This window comes from Streptomyces sp. SD31, from assembly GCF_052068475.1.
GTDB lineage: Bacteria > Actinomycetota > Actinomycetes > Streptomycetales > Streptomycetaceae > Streptomyces.
On record NZ_JBQHCX010000003.1, the window covers coordinates 1 to 15,271 of the forward strand.

Consider the following 15,271-nt stretch of genomic DNA (forward strand, 5'->3'; position numbering starts at 1 on the left):
GCTGTTGAGTTCTCAAGGAACGGACGCTTCCTTTGTACTCACCCTCTCGGGCTTTCCTCCGGGCGCTTCCCTTCGGTGTTCCAAACTCTATCAGTGTTTTTCCGACTCCCTGACCACCGTCCTGCAGACATGCAGAAGGCGACCCCGAGATAGGATCTGACAAGTTTGGATGCTGCTGGGCCAGGACACGTAGCCGCGTCGCTCATCCCCAAGCAGGAGTACGACTGTACACGCAGCCGCGGAGCCGGTGCAAATCGACTTGAGGTATGGTCTAGACCACTTCGAAGTGCTCGCACGGAACCTGCACTTCATGTGACATACCCTGCTGAACAGTGTGCCGTCCGCACAGGTAACGGCGGCCCATATCGATCTCCACCCCTGGGAGGCTTCCCATGACCACCGTGACGTCCCCACTGGCAGGACGCGCCGTCGGACTGGCATCCGTGCCGGATCCGGTCTTCTCCGGGGCCATGGTCGGCCCGGGCACCGCGATCGACCCCGTGCGTGAGCCCTCCGAGGCCGTATCGCCCGTGGACGGAGTCATCGTCTCTCTCCACCCGCACGCCTTTGTCGTCGTCGACGAGCAGGGGCACGGCGTGCTCACTCATCTCGGTATCGACACCGTGCAGCTCAACGGTGAGGGTTTCGAGCTCCTCGTGAACAAGGGTGACACCGTGACTCGCGGCCAGGGCATCGTGCGCTGGAACCCGGCAGCCGTCGAGGCAGCCGGTAAATCCCCGGTGTGCCCGATCGTGGCCCTCGAGGCCACGGCCGAGGCCCTCTCCGATCTGCGTGACGACGGCGATGTGAAGGCCGGCGACAGTCTCTTCATCTGGAAGTGACACCGTTGCCGTCGTATGACGGCAAGTAGGGACGACAAACACCGCGGCGGCGGGACCCGCCGCGCTAACGGAGACGGGTGAGATGGAGACAACGCTGCGAGGCGTCGGCGTGAGCCACGGTGTGGCGATCGGCGAGGTTCGGCACATGGGAACGGCGGTCCTCGAGCCGCCTGCCAAGCAGATTCCGGCCGAGGATGCGGAGCGTGAACAGGGGCGCGCTCGTAAGGCCGTGGAGGCTGTGGCAGCCGACCTGATGGCGCGCGGCAATCTGGCGGGGGGCGAAGCCCAGGCGGTGCTCGAGGCACAGGCCATGATGGCCCAGGACCCCGAGCTGATGGCGGATGTGGATCGGCGTATCGCCGTCGGCAGCACGGCCGAGCGTGCCGTGTACGACGCTTTCGCCGCGTACCGCGAGCTGCTGGCTGGTGCCGGTGAGTACCTGGCCGGTCGCGTGGCCGATCTCGACGACGTGCGGAATCGTATCGTCGCTCGTCTGCTCGGCGTCCCGATGCCCGGTGTCCCGGACAGCGACGAGCCCTACGTCCTCGTGGCTCGCGACCTCGCTCCGGCGGATACGGCGCTGCTGGACCCGACCCTCGTACTCGGCTTTGTCACCGAGGAAGGCGGGCCGACCAGTCACAGCGCGATCCTGGCGAGGGCGCTCGGTGTGCCGGCCGTGGTCGCACTGCCGGGTGCCGGTGAGCTCGCCGAGGGCACGGTCATCGCCGTGGACGGCAGCACCGGTGACATCTTCGTGAACCCGAGCGAGGAGAAGAAGGCGGAGCTGGAGGCGGCTGCCGCTGCGCGCAAGGCCGCGCTCGCGGCGTCGACGGGTCCGGGCGCTACCGCCGACGGCCACAAGGTGCCGCTGCTCGCAAATGTCGGCGGTCCGTCCGACGTCCCGGCCGCTGTCGAGGCGGGCGCTGAGGGTGTCGGTCTGTTCCGAACCGAGTTCCTCTTCCTCGACGACAGCAAGAAGGCACCGTCGGAAGAGAAGCAGGTCGAGGCCTACCGGCAGGTTCTCGAGGCCTTCCCCGAGGGTCGTGTCGTCGTACGTGTGCTGGACGCGGGCGCGGACAAGCCGCTGGACTTCCTGACGCCGACCGATGAGCCGAACCCGGCGCTGGGTGTGCGCGGCCTGCGGACGCTGCTGGACCACCCGGAGGTGCTGCGCACCCAGTTGACGGCACTCGCCAAGGCGGCGGAGGGGCTGCCCGTCTACCTCGAGGTCATGGCTCCGATGGTGGCGGACCGTACCGATGCGAAGGCGTTCGCGGACGCGTGTCGTGCGGCCGGGCTCCAGGCGAAGTTCGGTGCGATGGTGGAGATTCCGTCGGCCGCACTGCGGGCGCGTTCGATCCTGCAGGAGGTCGAGTTCCTGTCGCTGGGGACGAACGACCTCGCGCAGTACACCTTCGCCGCAGACCGCCAGGTGGGTGCGGTGTCCCGACTGCAGGACCCGTGGCAGCCCGCGCTGCTCGACCTGGTCGCGTTGTCCGCCGAGGCGGCGAAGGCCGAGGGTAAGAGCTGTGGTGTCTGTGGTGAGGCGGCGTCCGATCCGCTGCTGGCGTGTGTGCTGACCGGTCTGGGTGTGACCTCCCTGTCCATGGGTTCGGCATCCATTCCTTACGTCCGTGCGACGCTGGCGAAGTACACGCTGGCGCAGTGTGAGCGGGCCGCTGCGGCCGCGCGGGCGGCGGACAGCGCCGAGGAGGCGCGCAACGCCGCTCAGGCAGTGCTGTCCGGCGAGTAACCGGAGCGGGACGGCTGCACGCCGGTTCGTGCGGGGCGCTCCACCTGCGGGTGGAGCGCCCCTCCTGCGTTCAGTGGCGGTGTCCCGGCGGCACTTCCTCACCCCCGAGATCCGGCGGCACGCAGTAGTCGACGCCTGATTCCGGGGAGATGAGGTCTCCGGATTCGATGTCGGTGCAGTAGGCGTCGAAGACCTCGCCTGCGGTGAGTGGTTCCACCCCGTCTCCTCGCAGGCGCCATCCATAGATCCGGTCGGATGTGCCGGGGGCGCTGGTCCGCATCACGAGTCCACCGGGGCTCTGGGTAGCGATGCCGAGGGCGAGGACTGTGGTGAACTCCAGGAGTTCTGCCTCGTCGAGGTGGGTCGCGCCCTGGGCGTCTTCGTCGGCATGCAGGACGGCGACGAGTGTTTCCGGGGTTCCTGTGACGCTGCAGACGAGGTGTCGGTTGCCCGGCTGGGCTGTGTCCAGGATGCGGAAGAGGAGGTTCGAGGCGCGGGCGAAGGCCGCGCGGCCGATGTCCTCTCCGCAGGTGGCGCAGGCTCCAACTCGTGCCAGGAGTGTGGACGCGTACTCCCACGTGGCTCGTCGGACGGCTTCGTCGACGAGAGCCGGGACGAGGTCTGCCAGGGGCTGGCCCTCGTAAGGGAGAGTGGGGCCGGTGGTCGCGAGTTCGGCGGTGAAGCGGGTGCGGCTCGACGGGATGTCGGGGTCGAGGCCCGATTCCGCGCAGAACTCGGCGTATTCCTCCGGGTCGAAGAGGGCGATCGTCGTGTGGCTGCCTTGGGAGGCCCGTGTCCTGAGCAGGGCCTCCATCTGTTGCAGGTAGATCTTGTGGTCGTCGAAGGTGAAGCTGCGGTAGCGCCGCATGGCACGGAAATCGTGCTCGTCGGTCAGCAGGCCGATCGTGCCGGCGATCTCACGGCGCAGGACGCGTCGCATCGTCTGGTGGTCGGTGTGGACCATGTTTCCCCCTGTGCACAGTCGATCAATGCTCACTCACAGTAACCGGCGGCACTGACAACGGCGTCGGTGTGAGGTGCCTGCGGGCAGGAGGGGCGCATTCGTGCAGGTCGGAGGCTGTGGTGCCTGTGGCGGTCGGCCTCGGAGTCCGTCGAGGTTCGGTGAGTCCGAGGCCGTCGCGTCGGTCAGGCTCGCTTGCGGGCGAGATCCTCGTAGAAGTGCAGGAGATCGAGGTTGTCGATGGATCCCGGGTTGACCGCCTTTTCCAGCGGTGTGCCCTGGAGAAGGCGCTTGACCGGGACCTCGATGCGCTTTCCGGTGAGGGTGTGTGGGACGCCGGGGACCTCGATGATCTCGTCGGGGACGTGACGTGGTGAGAGCTGTTCGCGGATGGTCTGCTTGATGCGGCTCAGGAGGGCCTCGTCGAGCACGGCTCCGGGGACCAGGTGCACGAACAAGGGCATCCAGTAACCGCCATCGGGCTGTTCGATGCCGATGACGAGGGATTCTTTGATCTCGGGAAGGCGCTCCACGGCTTCGTAGATGTCGGCCGAACCCATCCGGACGCCTTGGCGGTTGAGTGTCGAGTCGGAGCGTCCGTGGATGACGACGGAGCCGCGTGAGGTGACGGTGATCCAGTCGCCGTGGCGCCATACGCCGGAGTACGTGTCGAAGTAGCTGTCGTGGTACCGGCTGCCGTCGGGGTCGTTCCAGAAGTAGATCGGCATGGACGGCATGGGGTTGGTGACCACCAGCTCGCCCACTTCGTCGACGAGGGGTTTGCCGCTGGGGTCCCAGGACTGCAGGTCGGTGCCCAGACTGGGGGCCTGGAGCTCGCCGACGTGCACGGGCAGCGTGGGCACGGCTCCGGCGAAGCAGGAGCACACGTCCGTGCCGCCGCTGACGGAGGCGATCCACAGGTCGTCGCGGACCTCGTCGTGCAGCCAGCGGAATCCGTCCGGTGGGAGCGGTGATCCGGTGGTCGCGACGCACTGGACGCTTGCGAGCTCATAGTCGCGTGCCGGGTGCACGCCGGCCTTGCGGCAGGCCATGACGTACGCGGCCGAGGTGCCGTAGAGGGTGGCTCCCGTGCGTTCGGCGACTCGCCACTGGGCGCCCGTGTCGGGATAGCCCGGGCTGCCGTCGTAGAGGACGATCGTGGTGCCGGTGAGAAGGCCGGAGACGAGGAAGTTCCACATCATCCAGCCTGTGGACGTGTACCAGAAGAAGCGGTCTTCGGGGCCCAGGTCGCAGTGCAGGCCGAGTTGTTTGAGGTGCTCGACGAGGATGCCGCCCTGGGACTGGACGATGGCCTTGGGGAGGCCGGTCGTGCCGGAGGAGTAGAGCACCCAGAGGGGGTGGTCGAAAGGTACCTGCTCGAAGACGGGTTCCTCGTCCGCGGCGGTGAGGGCGGACCACTCCAGTGCGCCTTCGGGGGCCTCGGTGCCGAGAAGGGGAATGTGCACCACGGCGCGCAGGGTGGGCAGTTCGCGGCGCAGTTCGGTGACGGTGTCGCGGCGGTCGTGCTCCTTGCCGCCGTAGCGGTAGCCGTCGACGGTGAACAGGACGACGGGTTCGACCTGCTGGAAGCGGTCGAGGACGCTGCGGGCGCCGAAGTCGGGGGCGCAGGAGGTCCAGACGCCGCCGACGGCGGCGGTGGCGAGGAGGGCGACGACGGCCTGCGGGATGTTCGGGAGGTAGCCGCTGATGCGGTCTCCGGGGCGTACGCCGAGGGTGCGCAGCTCGGTGGTGAGAGAACCGACCTGGCGGCGAAGTTCGGACCAGGTCACGGGGCTGGGCTGGTGGGATTCGTCGACGTACAGGAGGGCGGGTTCGTCGGCGCGGGTCGCGGCGGCGCGCAGGGCGTGCTCGGCGTAGTTCAGGGTCGCGCCGGGGAACCACTCGGCGCCGGGCATCGAGCGGTTGCCGAGCACGCGCGCGTAGGGTGTGGAGAAGCTGACGTCGAACCACTCCGTGACGGCTTTCCAGAACGTGTCCAGCTCGTCGACCGACCAGCGGTGCAGGGCCGCGTAGCCGCCCTCCGCGGGGGCGCCGTGGTTTTCGGCGGCCCAGGCCTGGAACTTGGTGACTCGAGCCTGGGCGATGCGTTCCGGATCTGGCTGCCAGAGCGGCTGGGGGTTCACGGTCGACATGGGGCGGCTCCCGGACTGTGCGCGTCGTGTGCGTCCTCCGCGCACGGCGGGGTGCGCGCGTGACGCGGATGACACGGACGATGCCATGTGATCGACTTCTGCACCAGGGTGAGCCGCACATAGTCCGTGTCGTGAAGATGTGGTCCCGGCACAGGTGAACGGAAGCTGAACGGCACGCATGTGTGGCGCTGACAATGGCAGGCTGAGCAGCATGGACGGTCGTGACCTGGTGCGTTCGATGAAGGCGGTCGGTTCTGTGGGGGCGGCCCAGGGGTTGCGTACCGTGCGGGCGGCGTGGCGCAGGAGGCGTGCCGACGCCGTGGGTTTGCCGCCCCGGGGCGCCGAGCGCGCGCGGGTGCCCGGGCCCGTGCAGGAGGTGCGGCCCGGTCCGGGCGGCGGTGTGATCCGGTTCAGCCGGTCCGAGCTGCGCATCACTGTCGCCGTGAACGGCGCCGTCTTCTGGGGCTGGGACGGGGCCGCTCCTGAGCCGTCGTACGCGCTCGCGGGACGCGGTCCGGAACCGGATCCCCGGGCTTTGCTGGAGCCCGACAAGGACGGTGGCTGGCGGGTCGTGGCCGAGCGGGTGACGGTCGTCATCTCGCGGCACGGCGCGGTGGAGGTGCAGACGCCCGGTGGGGTGACACTCCGGCGCGATCTGCCGCCGCGTTGGTGGGAGCCTGTCGACGGTGGGGCGGCACGGTGGATGCAGCGGTCGGAGGTGGCCGCGGAAGCGCGCTTCTACGGGCTCGGGGGGCGGGCTTCGGGGCCTCGTCTGAGAGGCGGAACGTACCGGCTGTGGAACACCGACCCCGGCCGTGCCTTCGGCCCTGGTGACGACCCGCTGTACATCACCATGCCGGTGCAGTTGGTGGTGGCCGATGCCGGCACTCACCTGGTCTTCCACGACACCTCGTGGGACGGCACGGTGATGCTGCGGGAGGGTGAGGAGGGGGCCGGTTCAGGTCACGACCGGGCGGGGGTCAGCGAGCTGCGGATGGACGGCGGTCCGCTGCGCTGCTGGGTGATGGTGGGCACTCCCGCGCGCGTGCTGCTCGTCTGGGCCTCGCTCACCGGTGCGCCGGCGCTGCCGCCCGCGTGGGCGCTGGGTCACCAGCACGCGCGGTGGGGCTTCGGCAGCGAGCAGGAGGTGCGGCGGATCGTTTCGGGCTACCAGGAGCGGGATCTGCCGCTGGACGCGGTCCATCTGGACATCGACCACTACGACGAGCACCAGGTGTTCACGGTCGACCAAGAGGGCTTCCCCAAGCTGCCGCAGCTCGCCGAGGAGTTGCGGCGGGACGGCATTCGCCTGGTGTCGATCGTGGATCCGGCGGTCAAGGCCGCGCCGGGCAATGTCGTGTACGACAGTGGGACGGCCGAGGACGCGTTCGTGAGGGACGCCTCGGGAGAGCTCGTGCGGGGAGTGGTCTGGCCCGGGGAGGCGGTCTTCCCGGACTTCACTCACGCGCGCGTGCGTGAGTGGTGGGGTGGCCTCTACGAGGAGCGACTGGCGCAGGGTTTCTCGGGTTTCTGGCATGACATGAACGAGCCGACCTCGTTCGCCGCCTTCGGGGAGTCGACGCTGCCGCGTTCGGCCCGGCACTCCCTGGAGGGGCGGGGCGGGGATCATCAGGAGGCGCACAACGTCTACGGCCTGTGCATGGCCAGGGCGGCCTACGAGGGGCTGCGCGAGCTCGCGCCCGAGGAGCGGCCCTTCGTCTTCTCGCGCTCCGGATGGGCCGGCATGCAGCGCTACGGGGGGACGTGGTCCGGGGACGTGGCCACGGGTTGGCCCGGGCTGCGGGCGTCGCTGTCGCTGGTCATGGGGCTCGGGCTGTGCGGCGTGCCGTACTCGGGGCCGGACGTCGGCGGTTTCGACGGGAGTCCGTCGCCGGAGTTGTATCTGCGCTGGTTCCAGTTGGCCGCGTATCTGCCGCTGTTCCGTACGCACGCGAGTCTGCGCGCGGGGCGCAGGGAGCCGTGGGAGTTCGGTTCCGAGGTGCTGGAGCACGCGCGCGTGGCGCTCGTCGAGCGTCGGCGGCTACTGCCGTACTTCGTGACGCTGGCGCATCTGGCCCGGCGCACAGGGGCGCCTTATGTACGTCCGCTGTGGTGGTCGACGCCGGACGACCGCGCGCTGCGCGACTGCGAGGATGCGTTTCTGCTGGGTGACTGCCTTCTGGTGGCGCCGGTGCTGGATGCGGGGGCCGACCGGCGTACGGTGCAGCTGCCCCGAGGGCGCTGGTACGACACCGTGACGGAGCGGGTGTACGAGGGACCTGGGCAGGTTCTCCTCGACGCACCTCTGTCTCGGATCCCGGTGCTCGCGCGCTCGGGCGCCGTCGTCCCCGTACGTGGGGACGACGGCGGGCTGGAACTGGAGGTGTGGGCGCCCGCCCCGGGACATACCGGGGGCGGGCTGGTGGTGCCGGATGCGGGTGACGGCTGGGATGAACCGGAGATCGAGCGTTACGTCAGCCGCTGGGAGGGCCGAAAGCTGGTCGTCGAGCGGGAGCTCGAGGACGGGGTGGTCCCGTCGCCTCATCCGCTTCGCATACGAGGGCTCGGCGAGTGTCGAGCTCAGACGTAGCGGCCCTCGAAGAACGCTCGTACTGCCAGCGTGTGCAGCGGGAAGGCCAGTTCCTCCGGCCTGCGCAGGAGGTGCCAGCCTTCCGTCTCGTCGGTGCTGGCCGATGTCGGCAGGCGGTCGGCGGGCCGTTCCGGCAGCAGGCCGAACAGCAGCAGGTGCCCGTCGGGGGAGCTCATCGCGTCGACGAGACGTACATCGCGGCCGGCCGCGTCGATACCGGTCTCCTCCTTGAGTTCGCGTACGACGGCCTGCCGCCAGTCCTCCCGGTCGTCGATGTAGCCGCCGGGCAGGGCGATGCCTCCGCGCGCGGGAGCGATGGTTCGGGTGATGACGACCAGGGCGGTGCCCTTCGTGTCGTACACGGGCTGGAGTGCGATCGCTACCGGCAGCGGATTGCGGTAGGCCACGGTTGTGCACGCCGGGCAGGTGCGGGGCCAGCCGGAGACGCCCTCTCCGTAGGGCGCGCCGCAGCTCGAACAGTGGGAGCCTGCTGCGGAGTTGGGGGCGGAGTGCTGAGTTTCGGACACGCGGCGGACTGTATCCGATCAGTGGAAGGGCGTCTTCCGGGGGCCGGTCACTACTGCCGATGGCTTCGAGAGTGCTCTTGAGCGACCTGGCCGTCGGATGCAGTCCGCCCACATGGCCGCCTGCCGCTTTCCGCTTGCCCGTGGCACACTCCTGACGTCCCGTCAGATCCATTGCAGGAGGGGCTATGCCACGCACACGTACGCCTGTGGTCGACGGGTGGTTCGCCGGTGACGGGGACGACTTCCGGCTCCTTGGCACCCGTTGCTCGAACTGCGCCTCGGTGTTTTTCCCGCGCGAGGACACCCACTGCCGCAACCCGGGCTGCCCGGGCGGCGTTCTGGAGGAGGTGCCGCTCTCGCGGCGGGGGCGCGTCTGGTCGTACACGGACAGCCGGTATCGACCTCCGTCACCCTATGTGACCGATCCGGAACTTCCGTGGGAGCCGTACGCGTTGATCGCTGTGGAGCTTGAGTCCGAGCGTCTCGTGCTGCTGGGACAAGCGGTTCCCGGGGTCACCGTCGCCGATCTGACGGTGGGCATGGAGGTGGAGGTCGTTCCCGGCGTGCTCCATGAGGACGCGGAGACGATCTGGACGACCTGGCAGTGGCGGCCGACGGGGGTGACGGCATGACGGAGGAGGTGGCGGTGCTCGGCGTGGGCATGCACCCCTGGGGCAAGTGGGGGCGCAGCTTCGTCGAGTACGGGACGGCGGCGGCCCGCGCGGCGCTCGCGGATGCGGGACTGGGGTGGCGGGACATCGGGGCGATCGTCGGTGCGGACACCGTGCGGGGCGGTTATCCGGGGTACGTGGCCGGGGCCACGTTCGCGAAAGCGCTCGGCTGGCAGGGCGCCCGGGTCACGAGCGTGTACGCGGCGTGCGCGTCCGGGGCGCAGGCCGTCAACACCGCTCGGGCGCAGATACTTTCGGGTCTCGCGGACGTGGTGCTCGTGGTGGGCGCCGATGCGGCTCCCAAGGGGTTCTTCCGGCCTGCCGGCGGTGACCGGCCCGCCGATCCGGACTGGCTGCGCTTCCGCGTCCTCGGTGCGACGAATCCGGCGTACTTCGGGCTGTACGCGCGCCGCCGGATGGCCGTGCACGGTGATACGCCTGAGGACTTCGCGCAGGTCAAGGTGAAGAACTCCGCCCTGGGCGCACTCAATCCGTACGCGCGCTACCGCAAGCAGGTCACCGCCGCAGAGGTCGCCGCCTCCGCCGTGGTCGCCGATCCCCTGCGTCTGCTCGACATCTGCGCGACCTCGGACGGAGGGGCGGCGATCGTGCTGGCCGGCATGGAGTTCGCGCGTCGGCACGGTGCCCGGGACCCGGTGCGCATCCGGGCGGTGTCCACCGTGACGCCGCGTTATCCCAACACAGTGCTGGATCTGCCCGACCTGGCGACGGACTCGGCGGCGGCGGTACAACCGGCGGCCGAGACGTTCCGGGAGTCGATCGCGAGCGCCGCCTACGAGGAAGCGAGCGTCGGCCCCGAGGAGCTCTCCTTCGCGGAGGTCTACGACCTGTCCACCGCCCTGGAGTTGCAGTGGTACGAGGATCTGGGCCTGTGCGGCGAGGGAGAGGCCGCGAAGCTGCTGCGGGAGGGCGCGACGGCGCTCGGGGGACGAATACCCGTGAACGTGAGTGGCGGGCTTGCCTCCTTCGGGGAGGCGGTTCCGGCCCAGGCGATAGCCCAAGTCTGCGAACTCACCTGGCAGTTGAGGGGTGACGCCAGTGACCGGCAGGTCGCCGGGGCACGTGTGGGGATCGCCGCGAACCAGGGGCTGTTCGGGCACGGCTCGGCGGTGATCGCGGTGCGGTGATGCGCCAGCGGCGCGCCGGACAGGACCCTTCGGCTGTACGAGTGCGGTGTCACCGTCGTAACGACCAAGGAAGGTGAGGCCCTTCTACGCTGTGTGACCAACCCGGAATCCTGCGTGAACGTCTCATGAACTGGGCTCGGGCGTCTGCGAGCGGCGAGATCATGCTCGCGTGCCCTCCTGGACGGATACTCTCCGCTTCGCATTTCAACCGGTGGTCAATCTGACGACCGGAGGAGTCGCGGGGCTGGAGATACTCGCCCGCCCTGAGACCGGCGACGTCCTGGCCGAGGCCCGCCGCGATCCCGAACTCGACGGGCGACTTGCCGTGTTGGCGTTTCGTACCGCGGCTCGCAAGGAGACCTTACTGCCGCTGTATGTCAACGTTTTCGCCGGCACCCTCGCCGACCTGGGCGGACTGACACCGCTGCATGACGCCGTGCGCGCGGCTGGGCGACTGCCGTGGGAGGTGACGATCGACGTCGGTCCGCCGTACACGCATGTGCCCCACCACGCACTGCTGGAGGCGATCGGCGCGTTGCGGGAACAGGGTTTCCGGGTCAGCGCGGACGGCATCGGCGACGGTGACGTACCGCTGCGGTTGCTCACCGACATGGCACCGGACCTGGTGAAACTCGATGCGTGCCTGCTTCCGCGGCCGGCGGCGGTACGGGCGATGCGGACGCTGTGTGAGCAGTTGGGAGCGCTCCTGTGCGTGGAGGGGGTGGAGACGGAGTTGCAGTGCGCATCCGCGCGGTCGGCCGGCGCACAGCTGGCACAGGGGGAGTTGTTCGCTCCCCCGGCTCGGCTGCCGGCAGCGGAGGTATACGTTCCGCCACGCTCCCCCGGAGTAGCGGTGGCGCCACGTTCGGGGCCGTCGGTGCGGGAGTTCGTGCGGCCGGCCGCACTGCTGCCCGCCACCGCGTCCGCCGGCCAGGTGCGAGCGCTGCTGACCGGGTCGCCGGATGTGTCCGGGGTGCTGCTGGTGGACTCGAACGGCGTCCCGGTGCGGTCCGTGCACCGCTCCCGGTTCCTGCTGTCGATGTCGGGGCGGTACGGCCATGCGCTGTATGCCGACCGGCCCGCGGCCAAGCTGGGAGATCCGCCGCGCACGGTGGGCGTAGACGCCACTGCGTGGGAAGTACTGGACGTGGTCGCCGTCGGCGGCCGGGACCGTACTTCGGATGATGTGGCCGTGGTCGACCGGTACGGCCGGTGTGTGGGCGTCGTGCGGCTCGCGGATCTCGTACGGGCGCTCGCCGAGACCCGGGTCGAGGAGGCCGCGGGGCTCAATCCGCTGACGCGGCTGCCCGGTTCGGATGCGATCACCGGTGAGGTGGATCGGCGGATCGCGGACGGGCGGACGTTCGCACTGACTTGGCTGGACGTGGACCACTTCAAGCAGGTCAACGACGGGGCCGGGTTCGCGGCGGGCGACGAGCTGATCCGGTCGGTCGGCCGCGCGCTGCAGCGCGCGGCGTCCGACAGTACCCGCGTGGGCCACATCGGCGGCGACGACTTCCTGGTGCTCACGGATCCGGAGGGGCTCAATCCGCTGGCCGCCTCCGTACTGGACGCACCCTGGTCCGCAGGTGGGCGTCCCGTCACGCTCTCTCTGGCCACGGTCCTGTGCGAGTCCGGGAGCGTGACGGACCACCGGCAGGCGGCCGCCTGTCTGGCCCCGCTGAAGAAGGCCGCGAAGTCGCTGAGCGGGGCGAGCTGGGTGATGGGCCGCGCCGGGCTGTCCGGGCACGAGATCCTTCGCGGCGTGGCGGCGGCGACGGCCCCGACCGAGTGGGCGGTGGCGGACCCGAGCAGGGGGTGAGACGCTTTTCCCACAAGGTCGTCGGAGGCCGAAGGGCGTCCGTACGACCTCAGCACAGCCATGGTCTTCGGCCCCTGCCGATTCAGCGGGAACTGGCCTCCCCGCCGGTCTCAGCAGGGTCTCGGAGGCCGTCCCACCTCCGAACGGGCGTGCCACGAGCCGCGTGGGCGACGGTCCGTGGCCCGTTGGTGCGCCCCCAACCGTTGGCGTCGGCGACCTTGACGCCCCCTGGACGCCGGTGAACACTTCCCGGTGTCAGTCGACATCGCCGTACATTCTCGGCGTATCTACGCACTGCGCCGCGCGGTTCCGCCTGGACCATGGCTCCCTTCCCCCACGGGCGAGTCGGCTGCGACGGCACGCTCGTCACGGACGCCGGGCGGGGCGCGGGACCTCCCTGCCTTCGGCTGAAGTAGCTGTGGGAAACGCACCCCGCACGGAGAACCGGGGCCGATCGTCCCGGCCAGGGCCTAGGAGCCGCCATGAGTAACGGAGACATATTCCTCGGTGAGGTCATCGGAACCGCGATCCTGATCCTCTTCGGGGCCGGAGTCGTCGCCGCCGTCGTACTCAACTATTCGAAGGCGAAGGACGCAGGCTGGGTCGTCATCGCGTTCGGCTGGGGATTCGGCGTGATGGCCGGCGCGTACACCGCCGCGCCGCTGTCCGGAGGTCAGCTCAACCCGGCCGTGACGATCGGCATCGCCATCGACACGGGGGAATGGGACAAGGTCCACATCTACATCGCCGGCCAGATGGTCGGCGCGATGCTCGGTGCGGTGCTGTGCTGGCTGGTCTACTTCGCGCAGTTCCAGGCCAACGCCGACAAGGAGATCGCTCAGCCGACCCTCGGAATCTTCTCCACCGCCCCCGCGATCCGCAATGTCGTCGCGAATCTCATCACCGAGATCATCGCGACCATCGCGCTGGTGCTGCCGATCCTGGCGTTCGGTCTGACCAAGGGGCTCGGCGTGTCCGGCACGGCGATCCTGATCGTCTCGTTCCTCGTGGTCGGCATCGGTCTGTCGCTCGGCGGTCCCACGGGATATGCGATCAACCCGGCCCGCGACCTGGGCCCGCGCATCGTCCACGCGCTGCTCCCGATTCCCAACAAGGGCAACTCGGACTGGGGTTACGCGTGGATACCGGTGGTGGGACCGCTGATCGGCGGGGCGCTGTCCGGGCTCATCTTCAACGCAGCCTTCTGAAGGAACCGACGAAGGGGACGTCATGACGGACAAGTTCGTCGCCGCTATCGACCAGGGCACGACCTCCAGCCGCTGCATCATCTTCAACCAGGACGGCGCCATCGTGGCCGTCGACCAGCGCGAGCACCGCCAGATTTTCCCCAAGCCCGGCTGGGTGGAGCACGACGCCACCGAGATCTGGTCCAAGGTGCAGGCCGTGGTCGCCGGGGCGATCGCCAAGGCCGGTCTGCGCGCCGACCAGCTCAGTGCCCTCGGCATCACCAACCAGCGCGAGACGACGGTCCTGTGGGACCGTGCGACGGGCAAGCCGGTGCACAACGCGATCGTGTGGCAGGACACGCGTACCGCGGCGCTGTGCAACCAACTCGGCGGTTCGGACGGGCAGGATCGTTTCCGTGAGCAGACCGGACTGCCGCTGGCCAGCTACTTCTCCGGTCCGAAGGCGGCCTGGCTGCTGGACAACGTACCCGGTCTCAGGGCCCGCGCAGAGCGCGGCGAGATCGCCTTCGGCACCATTGACTCCTGGCTGATCTGGAACCTCACGGGCGGCACGGACGGCGGGCACCACGTCACCGACGTGACCAACGCCGGTCGCACCATGCTGATGAACCTGGAGAGCCTGCAGTGGGACTCCTCGATCCTGTCCGCCATGAACGTGCCCGAGGCGGTCCTGCCGGAGATCAAGTCCTCCGCCGAGGTGTACGGAACCGCTGTCGGACAGCTGTCCGGCGTGCCCGTCGCGTCCGCGCTGGGCGACCAGCAAGCGGCCGTGTTCGGGCAGGCCTGCTACGACGTGGGCACAGCGAAGAACACGTACGGCACGGGCAGTTTCCTGCTGCTCAACACGGGCAACCGGCCGGTGCCGTCGAAGAGCGGGCTGCTGACGACCATGGGCTACAAGATCGGCAGCGAGGCGCCCGTGTACTGCTTGGAGGGGGCGATAGCGATAACGGGCGCGCTGGTCCAATGGTTCCGGGACCAGCTCGGCATCATCCGCACCGCCGACGAGATCGAGTCCCTCGCGGCGAGCGTCGAGGACAACGGAGGCGCGTACATCGTGCCCGCCTTCTCCGGCCTGTTCGCGCCGTACTGGCGCTCCGACGCGCGTGGTGTCATCACCGGACTGACGCGGTACGTCACCAAGGCGCACCTCGCGCGCGCGGTGCTGGAGGCGACGAGCTGGCAGACGCGCGAGGTCGTGGACGCCATGTACCAGGACTCCGGGGTGCCGATCACGACCCTGAAGGTCGACGGTGGCATGACGAAGAACAACCTGCTCATGCAGCACCAGGCGGATGTGCTCGACGTGCCCGTGATCCGGCCCCAGGTCTCCGAGACGACCTGTCTGGGTGCCGCCTACGCGGCAGGGCTGGCCACGGGCGTGTGGAACGACCTGGACGAGCTCAAGGCGCACTGGGCGAAGGACGCCGAGTGGACGCCCGCCATGACTGCCGCCGTGCGTGACCGCGAGTACCACAACTGGCGCAAGGCGGTGGAGAAGAGCTTCGGCTGGCAGGAGGACGGCGACACCTGAGGGACACGGCGAGCGCCGTGATCGGTGCACGCGTGCGTGCGTTCCGCTCGAGCCACGCGCGC

Annotated in this window: 11 protein-coding genes; 8 read left to right on the forward strand and 3 right to left on the reverse strand. The window is 69.3% G+C overall.

Translation table 11 applies throughout. From position 1 onward, the window contains the following. Positions 1 to 392: 392 nt before the first annotated feature. The gene (locus ACTMVF_RS07395; RefSeq protein WP_441270154.1) at positions 393 to 842 is read left to right on the forward strand and encodes a PTS sugar transporter subunit IIA; all 450 of its coding nucleotides are present in this window, start codon (positions 393 to 395) and stop codon (positions 840 to 842) included. A gap of 82 nt (positions 843 to 924) precedes the next feature. Continuing rightward, positions 925 to 2,595 (forward strand): phosphoenolpyruvate--protein phosphotransferase, encoded by a 1,671-nt coding sequence (ptsP, locus tag ACTMVF_RS07400; protein WP_441270155.1) that lies wholly within the window; start codon positions 925 to 927, stop codon positions 2,593 to 2,595. 70 nt (positions 2,596 to 2,665) lie between these two features. On the opposite strand, the gene ACTMVF_RS07405 is transcribed toward ptsP, so the two are convergent. Both ACTMVF_RS07405 and ACTMVF_RS07410 read right to left on the reverse strand, forming a co-directional pair. Further along, positions 2,666 to 3,559 carry a hypothetical protein gene (locus ACTMVF_RS07405; RefSeq protein ID WP_441270156.1) on the reverse strand — a complete coding sequence of 298 codons (894 nt, stop codon included), beginning with the start codon at positions 3,557 to 3,559 and terminating at the stop codon, positions 2,666 to 2,668. A gap of 182 nt (positions 3,560 to 3,741) precedes the next feature. Further along, a complete protein-coding gene (locus ACTMVF_RS07410; RefSeq protein ID WP_441270157.1) occupies positions 3,742 to 5,709 on the reverse strand; it encodes an acetoacetate--CoA ligase in 1,968 nt (655 codons plus the stop codon). A 211-nt stretch (positions 5,710 to 5,920) separates the two neighbouring features. Here ACTMVF_RS07410 and ACTMVF_RS07415 point away from each other — a divergent pair, with 211 nt between their 5' ends. Beyond that, complete coding sequence (locus tag ACTMVF_RS07415; RefSeq protein ID WP_441270158.1) at positions 5,921 to 8,299, forward strand: glycoside hydrolase family 31 protein; 2,379 nt, start codon at positions 5,921 to 5,923, stop codon at positions 8,297 to 8,299. Here ACTMVF_RS07415 and ACTMVF_RS07420 read toward each other — a convergent pair. Continuing rightward, complete coding sequence (locus ACTMVF_RS07420; protein ID WP_441270159.1) at positions 8,290 to 8,826, reverse strand: NUDIX domain-containing protein; 537 nt, start codon at positions 8,824 to 8,826, stop codon at positions 8,290 to 8,292. The genes ACTMVF_RS07415 and ACTMVF_RS07420 overlap by 10 nt on opposite strands. A 206-nt stretch (positions 8,827 to 9,032) precedes the next feature. Between ACTMVF_RS07420 and ACTMVF_RS07425 the strand changes: the two genes are divergently transcribed. From ACTMVF_RS07425 to glpK, 5 genes are all read left to right on the forward strand, one after another. Then, positions 9,033 to 9,458, forward strand: coding sequence for a Zn-ribbon domain-containing OB-fold protein (locus ACTMVF_RS07425; RefSeq protein ID WP_441270552.1), 426 nt, complete (start codon positions 9,033 to 9,035; stop codon positions 9,456 to 9,458). Beyond that, positions 9,455 to 10,645 carry a lipid-transfer protein gene (locus ACTMVF_RS07430; protein ID WP_441270160.1) on the forward strand — a complete coding sequence of 397 codons (1,191 nt, stop codon included), beginning with the start codon at positions 9,455 to 9,457 and terminating at the stop codon, positions 10,643 to 10,645. The genes ACTMVF_RS07425 and ACTMVF_RS07430 overlap by 4 nt, the downstream gene beginning before the upstream one ends. Before the next feature lie 169 nt (positions 10,646 to 10,814). After that, complete coding sequence (locus tag ACTMVF_RS07435; protein ID WP_441270161.1) at positions 10,815 to 12,467, forward strand: EAL domain-containing protein; 1,653 nt, start codon at positions 10,815 to 10,817, stop codon at positions 12,465 to 12,467. 482 nt (positions 12,468 to 12,949) lie between these two features. Then, positions 12,950 to 13,675, forward strand: coding sequence for an MIP/aquaporin family protein (locus tag ACTMVF_RS07440; RefSeq protein WP_302002222.1), 726 nt, complete (start codon positions 12,950 to 12,952; stop codon positions 13,673 to 13,675). A 22-nt stretch (positions 13,676 to 13,697) separates the two neighbouring features. Next, a complete protein-coding gene (gene glpK, locus ACTMVF_RS07445) occupies positions 13,698 to 15,209 on the forward strand; it encodes a glycerol kinase GlpK (protein WP_441270162.1) in 1,512 nt (503 codons plus the stop codon). Positions 15,210 to 15,271: the final 62 nt, after the last annotated feature.

Excerpts from the sequence above, each read along its gene's own strand:
- ptsP (WP_441270155.1), top strand. The coding sequence starts at position 925 with ATGGAGACAACGCTGCGAGGCGTCGGCGTGAGCCACGGTGTGGCGATC.
- glpK (WP_441270162.1), top strand. The coding sequence starts at position 13,698 with ATGACGGACAAGTTCGTCGCCGCTATCGACCAGGGCACGACCTCCAGC.
- ACTMVF_RS07440 (WP_302002222.1), top strand. The coding sequence starts at position 12,950 with ATGAGTAACGGAGACATATTCCTCGGTGAGGTCATCGGAACCGCGATC.
- ACTMVF_RS07395 (WP_441270154.1), top strand. The coding sequence starts at position 393 with ATGACCACCGTGACGTCCCCACTGGCAGGACGCGCCGTCGGACTGGCA.
- ACTMVF_RS07410 (WP_441270157.1), bottom strand. The coding sequence starts at position 5,709 with ATGTCGACCGTGAACCCCCAGCCGCTCTGGCAGCCAGATCCGGAACGC.
- ACTMVF_RS07405 (WP_441270156.1), bottom strand. The coding sequence starts at position 3,559 with ATGGTCCACACCGACCACCAGACGATGCGACGCGTCCTGCGCCGTGAG.
- ACTMVF_RS07415 (WP_441270158.1), top strand. The coding sequence starts at position 5,921 with ATGGACGGTCGTGACCTGGTGCGTTCGATGAAGGCGGTCGGTTCTGTG.
- ACTMVF_RS07430 (WP_441270160.1), top strand. The coding sequence starts at position 9,455 with ATGACGGAGGAGGTGGCGGTGCTCGGCGTGGGCATGCACCCCTGGGGC.